Below are 18,378 nucleotides of genomic sequence, written 5' to 3' on the forward strand. Positions count from 1 at the left end.
TCAGCTAAATGTGTGGCTAGTAACGTTCTAATAATATTTTTTCAAAAAAGGCGCATGAGTCATTCATGCGCCGATTCGAGTTTATAAGGTCGCAGTCAATAAAATTGATAATCCATTAAATGTCCCATGAATAATCATTGCTGGATAAATTGATTGTGTTTTTTCATAGGTCCAGGCAAAAATGATTCCGGATATAAAAGTGTATGGTAAAGAATTGAACGTTGGAATATGAACAAGCATGAAGATAAACGAACTGATTAATATTCCAGGAAATAATCCGTATTTACTTCTGAACCAGCGATAAAGAAACCCTCGGTAAAAGATTTCTTCATAGATTGGTGAAATAATGGCGGCTGAAACAAAAGCAATAATGATATTTATTGTAGTTAATCGAGTTTGTAAGCTCTCTGTTTTGCTGTTGTCTGTTCCAATAGTAAATAGCCACTCTATGAGATAAGAGAGTAAAATGGCACTAATAATGAGCATAAGACTCCACCCTATTAGCGATTTCCAATAGGACCTCGGAAATCGCTGAAAACCTACCTCCTTCCAGGAAAGTCTTTTCGGTTTAATCGCAATAAAATATACTCCCAAGGAGAAGAGGATCGCCATAATAAATCCTGTCAACGTCCCTGAATATAAATCATTTTGAAAGCCTACTTTGAGAAATTGCATAAGTAGATATTCAATGAAAAACGGAATGAGTATCAGTACGAGCGTTAATAACAATATTAATTCCTTCCATGACCATGGACTTTGACTGAAATAGTTATCCTTTTTATCCATGAACCATCCCTCCTTTTTTTTATGCTATATTAAGTGTAATTGGTGACGTTACGTAACCTGCAAGTAATTTTTTAGGGGGGATAGAATGAAGTTTCATTCGACAGGAGAAGTCGCTAAAAAATTGAATATTTCTGTTAGAACTTTGCGGTACTACGATCAAATTGGATTGATGAGTCCAAGTCAGAAACTTAACAATGGCAAACGATTATATAGTGATAATGATTTATTAAGATTAGAGAAAATTACTATATTAAAGTTGCTTGACTTACCGCTTAATGATATTAGAAAAATACTTTTGAAAATTACGACCGAGCAATTGCTTTACGCCCATAGAGATTCCTTAAAGGAAAAAATAGAAGAACTTCATGCAGCCATCCAGAACACGAATACTATTTTAAATACGATTTATTTAGAAGGGGAGTTAAAATGGGAGCAATTGGTTCCTTTAATCAATGCAGCACAAAAAAAGGAGGCTGCAGATAAAAAGTGGAATGAATATTTTGACCAACAGGAACAGTCGACTCTTAAGGAAAGATTGCCAAAGTTAGAACAGGATAGTCCACAAGTAAGAAAGTGGATCACTCTAGTGAGAAGAATTGAATTATGTTTGGCAAGGGGAGATGAACCTGAATCCGAAGAGGGGCAGATCATTGCGGAGGAAGCTCTATTGCTATCTAACGAAATGTTTGCTGGATGTGAAGAACTAGGTGATAAATTTTATGAAATTCGAAGATCGCCAGAAAAGTCCAAAGAAATTAACCTCTATCCAGTAAAAGAGGAAGTATTGCATTTCATGGAAGAGGCCATTCAAATCTATGAGAAAAATCCCCAAGTAAGTAACTGACCAGACCAAAACTTATTCCAGTGTTAACGTAAAAGTAACTCCAACCCAAAATACAAATGATTGAATTATAGCTAGAGAGATAAACGGCTAGGGCGTTTGAGAAGAGAATGTCTATCCAAGCTGCTTTTGTTCCTGCTTGAAGCTGGAAAGCTCAAAGAAATTTAGCGGAGATTTTACTGATTTTATGAACGATGACACTAAAACTTTGAAGTATTTAAATACTATTATCTAGTAAGGGGCTCCTCAATTTTTCCTATACCATGATACAACCTCAAAAAACGATTTTTAAGAGAACAACAGTTTTCGTTATTTTCTTTTTTTGTGATGGCCAAATTATGGTGTAACAATCGGAAGCTGTTATAGGTAGTTGGTTATGATTGAGTTTGTAAGAATGAAGGGATGAAAATAAAATAATTTTTAAAGAATAAACTACCCAATAAAGGGGTAAGGTAAGGTAAGTGTGACTATACCTGAGGAGGTTAGCTGATGGCAAATAACAAAGATATGGATAATTCAAAAGAACAAGACGTTAAACGCGAGACGTTGACAACACGCCAGGGTCGTCCAGTGGTTGATAATCAAAACATCCGAACGATTGGCAATCGTGGTCCGGCTACCCTTGAGAATTACCACTTCATTGAAAAAATTTCTCACTTTGACCGGGAAGAGGTTCCGGAGAGGGTCGTACACGCCCGGGGATCTGGAGCATTTGGCTATTTCGAAACCTATGGAAAGGTCGGGGACGAGCCGGCAGAGAAATATACAAGGGCGAAAGTGTTTTCAGGAGCGGGTAAAAAAACACCGTTAATGGTCCGTTTCTCCACCGTAGCAGGGGCGAAAGACGCTCCGGAAACAGATCGCGATCCCCGGGGGTTTGCGGTGAAGATGTACACGGAAGATGGCAACTGGGATTTGGTAGGAAACAATTTAAAAATTTTCTTCATTCGTGACGCCATGAAGTTTCCGGATATGATTCACGCGTTTAAAGCAGATCCTGCATCCAATATAAAAAGTCCTGAACGGATGTTTGACTTCGTCTCCCGTACTCCGGAAGCAACCCATATGATTACCTTCCTGTTCTCTCCGTGGGGGATTCCAGCTACATACCGCCATATGCAGGGATCAGGGGTGAACACGTATAAGTGGGTAAACGACAAAGGGGAAGCAGTGTTGGTAAAATATCACTGGGAACCGAAACAAGGGATACGTAATTTGACACAAGAAGAGGCGAACGAGATTCAAGCGAGGAACGCGGGGCACGCCACCCAGGATTTGTATGAAGCAATTGAGCGTGGAGAGTATCCGGAGTGGGAACTGTTTGTTCAAATAATGGAAGATGGCTATCATCCGGAACTTGACTTCGATCCGCTTGACGATACGAAACTTTGGCCGGAAGATAAGTTTCCGTGGTTGCCAGTAGGGCGCATGGTGCTTGATCGTAATCCAGAGGACTTCCATGCGGAGATCGAACAAGCTGCATTTGGTACTGGTGTTCTTGTCGATGGGATGGACTTTTCAGACGATAAAATGCTGCAGGGACGAACTTTCTCCTACTCTGATACGCAACGCTACCGCGTAGGAGCAAACTATTTGAAGTTGCCAGTTAATGCTCCTAAGACAGGTATCCGGACGAACCAGCAACGCGGGCAAATGGATACCCGTGACCCAAGAGAGTCAGGAGAAAACCCGCATATCAACTATGAGCCCTCCATGGTGGGAGGTTTTCAGGAAGCAGATGGGTCGAAAACGCCCCCTCATGAGCCTGAATATAATGCGGCGGCAATGAGTGCACCGATTGACCGCACCAATAATTATGGCCAGGCTGGCCACACGTATCGTAGCTTTGAGGATTGGGAGCGTGAGGAGTTAATAAAAAACCTCTCCGAAGCCCTTGCGATATGTGACAAGCGAATCCAGGATGCAATGATTGAACACTTTACACAGGCCGATGAAGACTACGGGCGTCGGGTAAAGGAAGGCATCCAAGCGAAAATGGAAGAAATGAAGAAAATGCAGGGAGAAAGCAAAGTTCCCGGCCGTGAAGCAGGGGAATCGAAATATGGTCGAGGATCCACGGCGCAACACGAAGCGACAGAAGATGCAGTGAAGAAAAGCCACGAAGCTGATCCTTATTAATTTCTTCGGAAGAACGCAAAAGGCTGTACAGAACAGTGTAAAACTGGGCTGGCAGTCTTTTTTTTGCATTAGCAGCAGCTTCCCTCTTATTTGGACAGCCCTCTATTAATAAGGCCATTGATAATCCCGGCCATCTCTTTTGGTGTTTTGTCCATATTATTGTTCAGCCAGCTTTTTATGGCATGAATGCTTCCGCTGATGATGAACGTGCTCAAATACTCGGAAGAGTCTTCTTGGAAATGATTATCAGCCTTCCAGTTTTTCATAAACACCCCACGTGCAAAGACCATCACTTTTTGTTGGAAGGTTGTATCCACTTTTTCGCTGAAAAGCGTCTTGCATACTTCATGCTTAGAAGCGAAATATTCGATCAGCTTTTCGATCATATGAAGGGAATCTTCTTCCTTTTCAAAGTTGTACTGGCTTAAATATCCCTTCATATCCTCAATAATTTCATCTTCTATTTTATCCAGTAGGTCATATTGATCGAAGTAATGGGAATAAAAGGTGGAGCGGTTGATATCGGCCAATTCACAAAGCTCTTTAACGGTAATCGCCGAAATCTGTTTTTCCTTTAACAGCTGCATTAGACTATCCCTTAAAACCATGCGCGTATATTTCTTGCGTCTGTCTAGTTTGGAGGCAGTCATGTTTATCTCCTTTCTGTTTCTAAACGTTTTCTTTGTATCATCGAAAATAAAAGTTTTTCGTGATGCTGTCTAGCTCCAGCGCCTCCCCCCTCGAGGTTTTAAGTCAATCCTCTGTGTGGCAAATAAACACCACTCCGAGGAATGACTTAAGTTTGTCGGGGGTGAGCAAGGCGCTTGCGCTTTTCTGTAGTTTTCCAACACATTTAACCATTATGTTGCCAAAAAGACAAATGATAATAAACTGTTTGTTGAATAACCAACACGGTGTCCATATAATGATAAAGTGTACGTTGGAAAATGGCAAGAGAGGGTGAATCAAAATAAATATTGCAGCAAAGATAATTAAACACAAAAAAGCCGTCGCAGTAACGTTTATGTTGCTAACCATCCTCTGTACCCTGGCACAGTTCACCGTATCGGTAAATTACGATATGAAGGATTACTTGCCGGAGGATGCGCCATCTATGTCGGCAATGGATGTAATGAACGAGGAATTCGAAGGGAATGTTCCGACAAACAGAGTCATGATGCATGACTTGACGATACAGGAATCGCTTGCTTTCAAACAAGAACTGGCTGCCATCGATGGGGTCTCAGATGTTACCTGGCTGGATGATGCTATCGATATTAAACAGCCACTTGAAATGGCTGATCAAGAGACGGTTGAGTCCTACTATAAAGACGGGAAGGCATTGTTCACATTCAGCATCCAAAAGGGTGAAGAAGTAGCCACTACCGATGCCATTTATGATCTTATTGGCGAAGACAATGCGATGGCCGGAGAGGATTTGAATACGGCGACCCAGCAAAAGATGGCTGGAAAAGAATCCATGTATGCGGGTGCCTTGTTGGTTCCGCTTATTATCCTTATTTTAGTTTTAGCCACCAGTTCCTGGATCGAACCGCTGTTATTCTTAACCGCTATCGGTGTTTCCGTACTCATTAACATGGGGACGAACATTTTTCTTGGCGAAGTGTCTTTTGTTACACAGTCAGTCGCACCGATTCTGCAGCTGGCCGTATCGCTGGATTATGCTATTTTTCTGCTTCACAGTTTTTCCGATTACCGTAGGAAAGTAGCCGATCCGCAGGAAGCGATGCAGCTTGCGATGAAAAAATCCTTTTCAGCAATCACAGCTAGCGCTTCGACGACCTTCTTTGGATTTATCGCCTTAACGTTTATGAACTTTGAAATTGGGGCCGATCTGGGCATTAACCTGGTAAAAGGTATTGTCCTAAGCTTTATAAGTGTCATGATTTTCTTGCCTGCGCTTACGCTTCTATTTTATAAATGGATCGATAAAACACAGCATAAATCCTTCCTTCCTCGCATTAGAAACAAAGGAAAGATGGTTGTGAAATGGAGAATCCCGGTATTGGCGCTTGTATTTCTGTTAATCGTGCCGGCCTTTCTTGCGCAAAGCCAGACAAGTTTTATTTATGGAATCGGAGACCAGCCGGAGAATACAAGAGCGGGTAGTGATTTTGCTACAATCAAAGAGCAGTTTGGAGAAAGTACTCCGATGGTCGTGCTTGTCCCAAGAGGCGATACTGCCAAAGAGGAAGCATTAGTGGAAGACTTAGAGAAAATCGATAATGTTTCCAGTGTACTTGCCTATGTGAACACAGTAAGCGCTGCGGTTCCTCCGGAGTATGTAGGGACATCGGTGACGGAACAATTTTATTCGGAAAATTACAGCCGGATTATCCTGCAAACCGACACGAAAAGCGAGGGAGAAGAGGCGTTCCATTTAATTGAGCAGGTGCAAAACACGGCAGATGGTTACTATGGAGAAGACGCTTATATGGCTGGGGAAAGCGTGACATTATACGATATAAAAAATGTCGTCCAAAAGGACAACAAGCTGGTCAATCTTTTGACCATTGCTACTGTTGCTTTTGTTCTGCTAGTGACATTTAAATCGATATCGATACCGATAGTCCTGCTGTTTACCATCCAGTCAGCGGTTTGGATGAATTTATCCTTTCCATACTTTACCGATTCTTCATTAGTTTACGTCGGGTATCTGCTGATTAGTATCATCCAGCTAGCTGCGACGGTAGATTACGCAATCCTGCTAATGGATGCCTATAAAGAGGACCGGAAGGAAATGTCTGCCCGCGAGGCGATTAAGAAAACATTGGATGAAAAAATCTTCGCAATCGGCATTTCCGCTTCGATTTTATCCAGTGTCGGGTTTATTTTATGGATTACTTCTTCCAACCCGATTGTGTCATCCATCGGGATGCTGCTTGGCAGAGGTGCGTTGTTATCTTTTATCATGGTCGTTTTCTTCCTGCCTGCCATGCTGCTGGTATTTGATAAATGGATTGCCAAAACAACCTGGAAAGCAAATTTCAAAAAGGAGAAATGATGATGAGGAGAATAAGAAAACTTCTACTTGTCTTTGCGATGATCATGTTGGTACTGCCGTCTCTATTTGTTTCGGCTGCTGCCGGTGACGACGGGTCAGAGGAAGATACCACCCAAAAAGGGGAAGTTTCTTCGAAAGATGAAGTGGTCTATGGCAAGCTAAGTGCAGCTGGGGAAAGACAAGAGCTTTATGTTGTCAACACGTTGGACATCGAAAAAGAAGGGGAAGTCGTTGATTATGGTTCGTATGCCAGTCTGAAAAATTTAACGAACTTATCTCCGTTGGAACAACAGGATGGGGCTGTCACTTTCAATGCTCCAGAGGGAAAATTTTATTACCAGGGGAACATGGACGATCAATCTCTGCCATGGGATGTTTCGATTACGTATCTGTTAGATGGGAAAGAAATTGCCCCAGAAGAGCTTGCAGGGAGAGACGGCCATGTCGAAATCAAAATAGCCACTTCGGCAAATGAAAAAGTGGACCAAGTATTTTTTGAAAACTATTTATTGCAAATCTCTCTTTCTCTTAATTTAGACAACAATCGCAACATTGAGGCTCCGGAGGGAACACTTGCCAACGCAGGGAAAAATAAGCAAGTAACCTTTACCGTGATGCCTGAAAAAGAGGAAGAGCTGGTCGTGGAAGCGGATGTATCAGACTTTGAGCTGGATGGCATCGACATTACTGCCGTTCCATCTTCCATGCCGATCGAATCCCCGGATATCGACGAGATGACAGGGGAGATGGACACGTTAACCGATGCCATTGCAGAAGTGAATGGTGGAGTTGCGGACCTGGAAGACGGAGTTGCGCAGTTAAATGATGGAGCCGAGGATTTACGCGGTGGTTCCAAGGAATTTAAGGACGGGATCTCTACCCTAGACAGATCATCCGGAGAGCTGGTGAACGGATCGAAAAGCCTGAAGCAGGCATTGGAGGAGATGAGCGCTTCTCTGGCGAACAGCTCAGAGGATATCGACCTCGGCGATTTGAAACAGCTGGAAGACGGGCTGTACCAAATGGCAGATGGAATCAATCAAGCTTCGAAAGGGTTAGTCACGCTAAAAAATAATTACGCCAATGCTTACAGCTCGTTAGACAAAGCAATGGCAGCTATTCCGGACTATCAGATTTCAGAAGAAGAATTCAAACAGCTATATAAGAGTGGCGCAGATCCGGGAGTACTCGATAAATTAAAAGAAACCTACACGGCAGCACGTACAGCAAAGGGAACATATTCAGCTGTTCAAGAGGGATTTGACGCAGTCAGCGGGACCCTGGAACAAGTCAGTGGTTCCCTTGCAGATATGGCTGATAACTTAGAAGAGATGGCCAATAAGCTTTCATCTTCTCGAAAAAACATGGACAGTGCTGATTCTTTTGCACAGTTACAGGATGGGATTAGTGAATTAGCTTCCCAATATGCTTCCTTCCATTCCGGATTAGTGGAGTATACGGATGGTGTGAACCAGTTATCCAGCTCTTATGGGGAAATGCACAACGGAATTACTGGCTTAGCTGAAGGTGTCGGAGAAACAGCGAATGGAGTTAGCGACCTGCATGACGGAACGAATGAGCTGGAGGATGCTACGAGCAATTTACCTGAGGAGATGAAAGACGAGGTAAATGAAATGATGGATGAGTATGATAAATCTGATTTCAATCCGGTATCTTTTGTTTCAAAGAAAAATGAAAAAATCAATTCCGTGCAATTTGTTTTGAAAACCGAAAGCATCAAACAAGAAGAACAAAAAGAGACAGAAGAACCTGTCGAAGAAGATAAAGGATTCTGGGCCCGCTTGAAAAACTTGTTTAAGTAGAAGTGCCAGCCCTCTCTTTGAGTCAGGGCTGGTAAATGATAGTACTAATAGCAAATAAAAACGAGGTTGGGACAAAAGGATAGTGGTCAAAGCAAAAATCGAACGAGGATTCGAATAACATTCGAACTCGTTCGATTTTTCTTACCTCATGTTTCATATAACCTCCGAACAGCCTCGGAAAGTCTGCGCACTGTTTCATCTGATAGGACATCAATGTTTTTATGGTTTACTTGAGATCGCGCTCGTTATGTAAGGTACTAAGAACAGAGCCCTATCAGCGCAGGTAAAATACATAGACTCCAGTGGGAACAGCACGAGTCTGAAGACCCCGGAAGAAGTCGTTTTGCTTCTGAGAAGTCTGAAGCCATGCCCGCGGAAAGCGCAGTCTATATCCATTGCATCCTCAATCGAATGTTTGGAGAGGGCCTTTTAAAACTTCATATTGCAAGTGGATTTATGTTATGTCCCAATCTCGTTTTTGTTTTTTTAAAACTAAGGCATCCTATAGTTCAAGTAAACTAACACCGATATAGAATGAGGAGAGGATGGAAGTTGTTTTAATAAGAAACCTTCACCCATTTGAAACTTACCAATAAAGTCGTTCGGAAACTAGATTTTTACGTTATAAAGTTACTTGTGTTCTATTATTTGAATAAGATTGCCGCACGTATCGTCGAATACTGCTATGGTGAAATCTCCCATTTCTGTCGGTTCCATAGTAAACTCCACACCGTGTTTAATTAATCTTTGGTACTCTTCGTGAATATTTGAAACACCAAACATGGTTACGGGGATGCCATCGGCAAATAGTTTCTTTTGATACTCTTTGGCAGCAGGATGTTCATTCGGTTCGAGCAAAAGTTCGGTACCGTCTTGATCATCAGGAGAAACAACGGTTATCCACCTATATTCTCCTGAGGGAACATCATGTTTTTTTACAAACCCTAGCGTTTTTGTATAAAACGCTAGTGCCTTATCTTGATCTGGCACGAATATACTGGTAACGATGATTTTCATAACAATTATCTCCTTTAAGATTTATGAATTATTTGCTCTTATAAAAATTTGGCTACAAACAGAAAAACTCACATTCGCCACTAGCTATAAAATTATTCTACCCATCCTTTCAGCAAATTTTTAAGTGGTTCGTTGTTAAACTTAAGAACTCGATATTTACCCTTTCGTTTTGACTTTACAAGCCCTGCCTCTTCCAAAATCGTTAGATGTTTGGCAATCGCCTGTCGCGAAATGGAAAGGTCGTGCTTCATGATGAGACGTGTAGTAAGTTCATACAACGTCAGCTCGTTGCGTTCGGATAGTTCATCTAATATCAGCCGCCGAGTCGAGTCGGCGAGTGCCTTGAATATAACGTCTATGTCCCAATTCATATATCAAGTATATGCAACCACGAGGTTGCATGTCAACTATAAGTAACTATTTGGTTGCATAAAGAAGGAACCGGATTATGTAATCTTAAATTAATTTACCAGGTTATAACGGGTATTAGTAGGGCAGGCAAATTAGAAAAGAGTCGATTTGCCCAGGTGAGCTGGGTAAAGGAAGTTGCTGATCGAGAGAATTTATTACTATCAGAGAAACTGTTATCCAAATTCAAAACACCTTGAACTTGGATACCTGAAAAATAAATCGTACATAAATGACCCGTTTAAGGAAAATATAAACATGAATCCATAAAGCAGGAGGTCATAGTATGGCTAAAGATCAAAACCAGATGCAAGGCGGTACGCAAATGCCGCAAAATATGGCTAACCAGGCCATGAACTATAATCATGGTGCCCATGAAATCCTCGACTCTCATGAATTGATTGGCTGTTTGATTGGTGTGTTGGAGCAATACCAATTGTACGATCAACATATCCAGGATCAGGAATTGAAGGGTATCCTGCAGCGCCAATCTGCTTTTTTGACGCAAACGTATAATACCGTTGTTGACAGCTTTCAAACGGGGCAGGACCCAAAAGTTCCGACGCAGCAGTATAAAATGGAACAAAGCAACGAGATTACTTTTGGTTTAAAAGCAGGACAACCGAAAAAACCAAAACAGTCTGTCAGTGAGCTTACGGATGAATGCTATTCTTCGTTTATGCTGAGCCAAACAAAAGCGGCTGCTTCAACGTTTACCATGGCAGCGGCCGAAATGCACAATCCTGTTTTGCGTCGTGTTGTTGCAGACAGCGTGCCGAACATGATTGAAATGAGCTATGAGCTATTCCTGTATCAAAACAAGCACGGTTATTACCAGGTTCCACAGCTAAAAGAACAGGATATGACCACCATGCTGCAGGCTTATACGAAAACCCCACAACAAGGCAAGCATTAAGCAGTGAAGCAGGGATGAGAGTTCTTCTCTTGTTCCTGCATTTTTTATAAGTAAGTCTGTTAAAAAGGATTCCTGTTACGATAAAATGAATGATACATAAAAAAGCAGATAGCGGGTGTTTAGTAGTGGTTACCAAACAAGAAATCCGTGAGAAAAAATGGACCTATTTGACCGAACATAAACTAGGGAGATTTCCCTTAATTTGCAAAATCGCATCCCGACTTGCCAGTCCTAAAGGAATTGCGGGACCATACAAAAAAGTAATGAATTTTCTATCATAGTCGAGGGCTGTGCGCGTTAAGGGGGGGATATATTTTGTACTTCGTATCAAGTTATTTTGGATCATCACACTAAACGAACAAGGACAGACTGGAGTGAACCAATGATACTCAGATTCGGATACGTCTCAACTGCACTTTCTTTATGGGAAGCATCTCCTTCCCGAACCCTTACGTTCACAAATTGGAAAAAGCTGGACAAAAACTCCAGGAAGGAAAAGCTTCACCATCTCACTGAGCTGAATTTAACCAATACCATTCGAGTCCTTCACTACAATATTGCCCACGGAATCGATGTGTACCGAATGTCATCTTCGCTTGTACCGCTCGCCACCCACCCGGAGGTGAAATGGGATTATGTCACCCCTTTTCGTCCTCTCTTTGAAGAGATAGGGGATTTGGTTCGAAAAAATAAACTGCGTGTCAGCTTTCATCCAAACCAATTCACCTTATTCACAAGCTCGCAGGACCACGTCACGGATAATGCAATTATTGATATGACCTATCACTATGACATGCTGGAAGCGATGGGATTACATAAGGAAGCAACGATGAACATCCATGTTGGCGGTGCTTATGGCAATAAGCAGGAAGCAGTCGAACGTTTTGACCAAAACTTTATCAAGCTTGAGGAAGAAATCCGCCGGCAAACCACCCTTGAAAACGATGATAAGACCTACACGGCAGCAGAAACCCTGCGAATTTGTGAAAAGCACGGAGTCCCTTTTGTTTTTGATTATCACCATCACTGGGCGAACCCGGGAGATGGAGAGTATGAAGATTTGCTTCCCAGAATTTTTGCCACGTGGGAGAGAACCGGCAAGTCACCAAAGTTTCACTTGTCCTCCCCTAAGTCAGAAAAGATCATCCGGGCACATGCTGATTATGTGGAAAAGGATTTTGCGATGGATTTTATTAAGGCTTTAAAGGCTCATGGACAATCCGCAGATATTATGATTGAAGCAAAAGCGAAAGATAAAGCAGCACTGAAGCTTGTGGAAGAGTTAGCAAAAGTCCGTGGGTTTAAGCGGGTGAATGGAGCGGCGATAGAGATATAACAATGGGATAACAAGCGATACAGCTTGTGATCATGGACACTTTTCCGTTTTTTCATCCTATGCTCGATAAAAAGTAGGTTAGACAGGTCTAGGTACATGCAGTCAGAAGGGGGAAGTGCTCTATAGTAAAAAACGAGGGGAAACTCCCCTTTGCTTATCTGCTATTATCGGACGGTGGTAGGAATGGGGGAAAAATAAGCTCCAATTGAATTAAAAACTAAACGAAAAAGCCTGCAATTAGATGCATTTCCCTATATTTGGTTGACAGGCTTACGATGAAAATGATATATTTTAATTGTCTCATATAACCGACGGGTTATATTACTACCAAAGAACACAGAATCTACTAAAATAAGGCCATTGTGCCGGAATTGACTCTAGTAGAGTCTGGAAAAGGACACTTACATTATTGTAAGTGTCCTTTTTGTGCTTCCTAAACTTCCATTCTAAGTTATAAAACAAACAATAGATGAAGTTACCTTACCAGAAAGTGATGTTTAACTTTAAGCGAACTTATAGTGAGATTACGCAAGTTGAATTTCAAGAATAATGGAAAAATAATGGCAATTTAGTTATAATAGACTAAAAGCTGAAAGGGAGGTTCGGACTATGAAGCGGATTAAATTAGGTTTGGACATTGGAATCGGGTCTGTTGGTTGGGGTGTTATTGACCAAAATCAAAATATTATCGATGCAGGTGTTAGGTTGTTTCCGGAAGCGGATAAAAGCTTTAATGAAAGCAGAAGAAGTTATCGCGGAACAAGACGCTTACTTAGAAGAAGACAGCATCGGATCGACAGATTGTATCAGTTATTGGATGAATATCAGATATGGAAAATAGTGGATAGCGCGGATTACCAAAAATATAACGTTACACCCTACCATTTACGTTTAAAAGGTTTAAAAGAAGCTTTGACAGATGAAGAGTTAACCATTGCCTTAATACATCTTGCTAAGAGAAGAGGAATACATAATTTAGATATAGCAGATGAAGAAAAAACAAGTAGCAATGAATTATCCACTTATGACCAAGTTAAAAAAAATAACAAGTTGCTTAAGGATAAGTATGTATGTGAAATACAGGTTGAACGATTAAATAAGGAAGGGCAAATACGTGGCCATCAAAATAGGTTCCAGACTTCTGATTATATTAAAGAAGCAACACGTATTCTAGATACGCAGTCAAGTCACAATCCCAAGATTACCAATGATTTTGTTGAGAGATATATAGAATTATTACAAAACCGGCGCGAATACTATGAGGGACCTGGTTTTGGGAGTGAGTATGGATGGGAGCAAGATATAAAGAAATGGTATGAAAATATAATGGGGACATGCAGTTACTATCCAGACGAGTTGAGGGCTGTAAGAGAATCCTATTCAGCGCAGCTTTTTAATCTGCTGAATGATTTAAATAACTTAACATTGAATCGTGAAGAAAATATCAAGATAACGCTGAATGAAAAACAGTGTATAGTAGACAACATATTTAAGAAAAGTAAATCGGTGTCTTTAAAAAGGATTGCTAAAGAGTTAGGCGTAAATGAGCATGATATAAAGGGTTTCCGAGTCGATACGAGAGGTAAGCCGCTTTTTACTTCCTTAACTACTTATCACGAAATAAAGAAAGCTACGAATAAACCGGTTGTTTTAAATAGTGCCGGAGCAATAGATGAAATTGCGGAAATATTAACAATCTACCAATCAAAAAAGGATATTAAACAGGAACTTGAAAACAGCAATATTCCTTTAAATGAGGAGGAATTGGATCACTTAAGCAACTTAAGTTATTCTGGCACCCACTCTTTAAGTCTGAAAATGATTAACAAAATTTTGCCTGACTTGTGGCAAACTACGAAAAACCAAATGCAGTTGATTACAGAGCTCGGCTACAAGCCGAAAGATGTAGATTATGAGAATAGAAAATATATTCCGTTTTCTAAAATAGAGGATTATATTTTATCCCCTGTTGTGAAAAGATCGTTTAAACAATCTGTTCGTATTATCAATTCCATCATTAAAAAATATGGAGTACCAGCTGAAATTATCATAGAGTTGGCAAGAGAGAAAAACAGCGATGATAAAAAGAAATTTTTTAGGGATTTAAATAAAAAGAATGAAGCTATAAACAAACAGGTTCGTGAAAAACTGGAATCAATGAATATTGATGCCTCAAAAGGTGTATTTAATAAGTTAAGATTATGGCATCTTCAAGATGGGGTTTGCATGTACTCCATAAAACCTATTTTCATTGAAGATTTAATAAGCAATCCGCAAAATTATGAAATCGATCACATTATTCCTAAATCTGTTTCATTCGATGATTCTCTAAATAATAAAGTATTGGTTTATAAAGCTGAAAACCAGAAAAAGGGTAATTACACCCCTTTTCAATATTTCCAATCCAGTAAAACCGATACTAATTATGATAAATTCAAAGCCCATGTACTGCAGTTTGCAAAGTCATCAGAAAAAATGTCTCGAAAAAAGAAAGAATACTTGTTGGAAGAGCGGGATATTAACAAGTTCAACGTACAAAAAGATTTTATCAACCGAAATTTAGTTGATACCCGTTATGCCACAAGGGAAATACTATCTACATTACAGCAATTCTTCTCTGAAAATAACCAGAATGTAAAAGTGAAATCGATCAATGGATCATTCACTCATTATCTTCGAAAGTTATGGGATTTTCCCAAAAACCGTGCAGCAGATTTTAAGCACCATGCGGAAGACGCACTTATTGTAGCAATGGCTAATCACATATTTGAATATCACAAATCCTTCAAAGCAGATCATTTAATTTTTGCTAATGATCACATGATTGACTCGGAAACAGGAGAAATATTATCAGAAGCACAATTCAAAGCAGCTTTGACGGAAAAAATGAGTAAAGTGAAGGCCATCAAAAATTACGCCGATTATAAGTATTCCTTTAAAGTTGATATGAAGCCGAACAGGCAGCTGATGAATGATACTTTGTTTTCGACAAGAACAAAGGGCGACGAAGAGTATGTGATAAATAAATTGTCAAATATTTATGATAAAGATAACGATAAGTTGAAAAAAATGATGAAAAAAGCTCCGGAAAATTTATTAATGTATCACCATGATTTCAAAACTTTTGAAAAGTTAGAGCAAGTATTTGAACAATACAGCGAATCGAAAAATCCGTTGAACCAATTTTATGAAGAAACGGGAGATTATTTGCGGAAATATAGCAAGAAAGGGAATGGACCTGTTATTAAGTCGGTTAAGTATTATGGACAGAGACTTAGTGAGCACCATGATTTATCCCATAAATTTCATGCAAAAAATAAAAGAGTCATCAACCTGTCTATCAAACCATTTAGAATGGATGTCTATAAGGATGGTAACCAGTTCAAATTTGCAACAGTCCGCTATAACAATTTGAAAGAGGAAAAAGAGGGATATCATATAGATAAGGAAGCGTATAACAAAGAATTAACAGAAAAAAATATTAGTCCACATGCAACTTTTAAATTCAGTTTATACAAAAATGATATTTTGCAGTTGAATGGAGAGCGTTTTAGACTGATAGGCGTAAACAATAATAGGCTTAACAAAATTGAGCTGAATACAGTGGAACATGACTATAAACAATATTGTGAACAACACGGAATTAAGAATAATAGAATCGTTAAATATATATCTAAAAATACGGAAGATTTTTGCAAGATAACAACTGATGTATTAGGCAATAAGTATATTAGTAATAAAGAAAAATGGAAGAACAACTTTAAAAAGTAACCGGGGGTGAGGAGTTGGGATGGCGGATCATTCACATTACCAACGTGGATCAGTTGTCGCTACAACTGGATAATTTGAAGGTAAGGAAATCAGATGATGAATTAAAGATTCCTTTACATGATATCTTCGCTATTGTTATTGAAGACCTTACATGTAAACTGACAAGTCGTCTCATGATCGAACTATCGAAGCATAATATTTTGGTATTGCTATGTAATCAACAATTTTTACCGGAGTGCGTAATTCAGCCTGTTACTGGTCACGCTCTCCAATATCGCCAAATGATAAAACAATTGAATTGGTCGGTGGAAAACAAATATATTCTATGGCAGCAAATCATCAAGAAAAAAGTTAAAAATCAAGCAGAGGTAATGCAACGCAATCATGTTGAAAAACATAGAATCAATAAGTTATTTGAATTAGCCAGCCGTGTGGAGCAAAATGATAAAAACAATATAGAGGGACAGGCAGCACGTATTTATTTCAATAGCTTTTTTGATGAAAATTATTCAAGGAGCAACCAAAACTATATTGAAAATGCTGCACTTAACTATGGGTATGCTATTGCCCAATCGGCAATAGCGCGTACAGTAGTGGCCAAAGGCCTGATTTCTGGGTTAGGGATCAACCATAAAGGTGAAAGAAACCCGCATAATTTAGCTTCGGATATCATAGAGCCTTTTCGACAAATAATCGACTACTTTGTGATAAAACATCCACCTGAAGGATATTTGACTAAAAACTATCGCATTCAATTAATCAACCTGTTGCATGCCAAAATATTAATTGATGGTAAAATGCAAACCTTTATTCGAGCCATTGAAATTACAATTGATTCTTTCCTGGAATTTTTCGAAACTGGCAAATCAGAAAAAATCAAGTTACCAACATTAGAAAAAATAGCGTTATATGAGCAGCCTTAGATTTGTGAGAGTCATGATAATGTTCGATTTGCCCGTGGAAACAAAAAAACAAAGAAGAACCTATTCGAAATTCCGGAAAGAGTTAATAAAGCACGGCTTCTTAATGATGCAGTATTCTATCTATGTTAAATCCTGTCTAAATAAAGAAGCTGCTGAGGGTACCATACACCTAGTGAAACGTTTCCTCCCCAGGGATGGTCATGTGCGATCCATTATTATTACGGAAAAGCAATTTGAAAAAATGAAAATATTGGTGGGAGAAGAAGATAAGAATATTGAAATATTGGGGGAAAATAGAACAATTGAATTCTAAGGTGGTGTATGTTTGGATTTACGATTATTGGTTCGGAAAGATGCTGAAGATTATGAGCTGAATATAGGAAAATATAGTTCCTTGTTTGTCAACTACACAACAAATGAACGAGCGCTGATACAACCTCTTATTGATTTCTTTCAACCGAGGAGTAAAGGGAAAAATGACGTGAGAGTCTATGATATAGTGAATGAATATGAGGAGCTAGCCAGTTCTAGATATCATGCGCTAATGTTTACGAATGACATATTGTTAGAGGAAACAAAACTTGGTTCTAAGTCCTTACTAAAAGGCCAAGTAAAACAAAATTTGCTAAATAATGTAGAAGCAGATGGCTATATAAATAATATTAATGTCTTAATTGAGGATCTGATTGAACAATCAATTTCAGAATTGCCAGTTAGGCCCCGTTTGCTAACCTATGACTCCCTTATTAAACTTTTAGAAATTGATCTTGGTTCTGATATGCTCGGTGAGACGAACCACTTTATGCATCAGAATAAGTTGCTATTGCCTATTTTAAATAAGTACTTAGTTAACAATTTAAAGCAGCCTGGAATCGTCTTTTTCTTCTATCCTGAAACATATCTTAGTCCTAAAGAGCAAACTGAAATGCATCAGTTACTTCAAATCTTTAGTGAAAATATCCCTGTATTTGTAATCACTAAATCGAAACAGTTTTTAAGTGATGAATTAATAGGGATGAACTATTTTATTCGTAACAATCAAATATTTACGAATGAATTTATTGAAGAGTTGGAATGGAATAGTCCCGTTAACTATGATTTTAGTGATTTGGAAAACAGAGCAGTAACTTTATTCCATCGTTTTGCCGATGTATTAGAATTAAATCCTACTATTTCTAACTATACAGATGCAGATGTCGTATTGTTTACTTCGATTGATTTATTTGTAATTGTATCTTTGTTATTTAGAATGAAGTATGACTTTGAACTGAATGTAGATGAATCGAGTATAGATGCGCCGGTCTATAAGTATATTGTAGATATTTATGAAAAGATTTGATATGTTTTCATTAGAGGTTTTAGTACTCTGTGTTTTTAGGTAGTAATGAGACAA

General features: G+C 39.3%; 14 protein-coding genes. 10 read left to right on the forward strand and 4 right to left on the reverse strand.

The window, feature by feature from the left end:
• Positions 1-81 precede the first annotated feature (81 nt).
• A complete protein-coding gene (locus BLR93_RS15220) occupies positions 82-786 on the reverse strand; it encodes a CPBP family intramembrane glutamic endopeptidase (RefSeq protein WP_093216378.1) in 705 nt (234 codons plus the stop codon).
• Positions 787-871: 85 nt separating this feature from the next.
• Between BLR93_RS15220 and BLR93_RS15225 the strand changes: the two genes are divergently transcribed.
• Both BLR93_RS15225 and BLR93_RS15230 read left to right on the forward strand, forming a co-directional pair.
• Positions 872-1,630, forward strand: a complete 759-nt coding sequence (locus BLR93_RS15225) for a MerR family transcriptional regulator (RefSeq protein WP_093216381.1) — start codon at positions 872-874, stop codon at positions 1,628-1,630.
• A gap of 486 nt (positions 1,631-2,116) precedes the next feature.
• Positions 2,117-3,766, forward strand: a complete 1,650-nt coding sequence (locus BLR93_RS15230; RefSeq protein ID WP_093216382.1) for a catalase — start codon at positions 2,117-2,119, stop codon at positions 3,764-3,766.
• An 86-nt stretch (positions 3,767-3,852) separates the two neighbouring features.
• Here the strand turns inward: BLR93_RS15230 and BLR93_RS15235 are convergent, their stop codons facing one another.
• Entirely contained in the window at positions 3,853-4,416 is a 564-nt protein-coding gene (locus BLR93_RS15235; RefSeq protein WP_093216384.1) for a TetR/AcrR family transcriptional regulator, read from the reverse strand.
• Positions 4,417-4,790: 374 nt separating this feature from the next.
• Between BLR93_RS15235 and BLR93_RS15245 the strand changes: the two genes are divergently transcribed.
• The gene (locus tag BLR93_RS15245) at positions 4,791-6,791 is read left to right on the forward strand and encodes an efflux RND transporter permease subunit (RefSeq protein ID WP_093216388.1); all 2,001 of its coding nucleotides are present in this window, start codon (positions 4,791-4,793) and stop codon (positions 6,789-6,791) included.
• Between the two features lie 2 nt (positions 6,792-6,793).
• On the forward strand, positions 6,794-8,614 hold the full coding sequence (locus tag BLR93_RS15250) for a YhgE/Pip domain-containing protein (RefSeq protein ID WP_093216390.1): 1,821 nt from the start codon (positions 6,794-6,796) through the stop codon (positions 8,612-8,614).
• Between the two features lie 630 nt (positions 8,615-9,244).
• Here the strand turns inward: BLR93_RS15250 and BLR93_RS15255 are convergent.
• Together BLR93_RS15255 and BLR93_RS15260 are read right to left on the reverse strand one after the other, a co-directional pair.
• On the reverse strand, positions 9,245-9,631 hold the full coding sequence (locus BLR93_RS15255) for a VOC family protein (RefSeq protein WP_093216393.1): 387 nt from the start codon (positions 9,629-9,631) through the stop codon (positions 9,245-9,247).
• A gap of 92 nt (positions 9,632-9,723) precedes the next feature.
• Positions 9,724-10,002: an ArsR/SmtB family transcription factor gene (locus tag BLR93_RS15260; protein WP_093216395.1), complete on the reverse strand. Its 279-nt coding sequence runs from the start codon at positions 10,000-10,002 to the stop codon at positions 9,724-9,726.
• 323 nt (positions 10,003-10,325) lie between these two features.
• Here BLR93_RS15260 and BLR93_RS15265 point away from each other — a divergent pair, with 323 nt between their 5' ends.
• From BLR93_RS15265 to BLR93_RS15290, 6 genes are all read left to right on the forward strand, one after another.
• The gene (locus BLR93_RS15265) at positions 10,326-10,955 is read left to right on the forward strand and encodes a spore coat protein (protein WP_093216398.1); all 630 of its coding nucleotides are present in this window, start codon (positions 10,326-10,328) and stop codon (positions 10,953-10,955) included.
• Positions 10,956-11,337: 382 nt separating this feature from the next.
• Positions 11,338-12,291 (forward strand): UV DNA damage repair endonuclease UvsE, encoded by a 954-nt coding sequence (uvsE, locus tag BLR93_RS15270; RefSeq protein ID WP_093216400.1) that lies wholly within the window; start codon positions 11,338-11,340, stop codon positions 12,289-12,291.
• Between the two features lie 609 nt (positions 12,292-12,900).
• Complete coding sequence (gene cas9 / locus BLR93_RS15275; RefSeq protein WP_093216403.1) at positions 12,901-16,062, forward strand: type II CRISPR RNA-guided endonuclease Cas9; 3,162 nt, start codon at positions 12,901-12,903, stop codon at positions 16,060-16,062.
• A 14-nt stretch (positions 16,063-16,076) separates the two neighbouring features.
• Entirely contained in the window at positions 16,077-16,985 is a 909-nt protein-coding gene (gene cas1, locus BLR93_RS15280; RefSeq protein WP_093216405.1) for a type II CRISPR-associated endonuclease Cas1, read from the forward strand.
• A gap of 19 nt (positions 16,986-17,004) precedes the next feature.
• Complete coding sequence (gene cas2, locus BLR93_RS15285; RefSeq protein ID WP_093216408.1) at positions 17,005-17,298, forward strand: CRISPR-associated endonuclease Cas2; 294 nt, start codon at positions 17,005-17,007, stop codon at positions 17,296-17,298.
• A 12-nt stretch (positions 17,299-17,310) separates the two neighbouring features.
• On the forward strand, positions 17,311-18,324 hold the full coding sequence (locus BLR93_RS15290; protein WP_093216410.1) for a hypothetical protein: 1,014 nt from the start codon (positions 17,311-17,313) through the stop codon (positions 18,322-18,324).
• The last annotated feature ends 54 nt before the right edge of the window (positions 18,325-18,378 follow it).

Source organism: Sediminibacillus albus (assembly GCF_900101125.1).
In the GTDB taxonomy this organism is placed as follows: domain Bacteria; phylum Bacillota; class Bacilli; order Bacillales; family Amphibacillaceae; genus Sediminibacillus; species Sediminibacillus albus.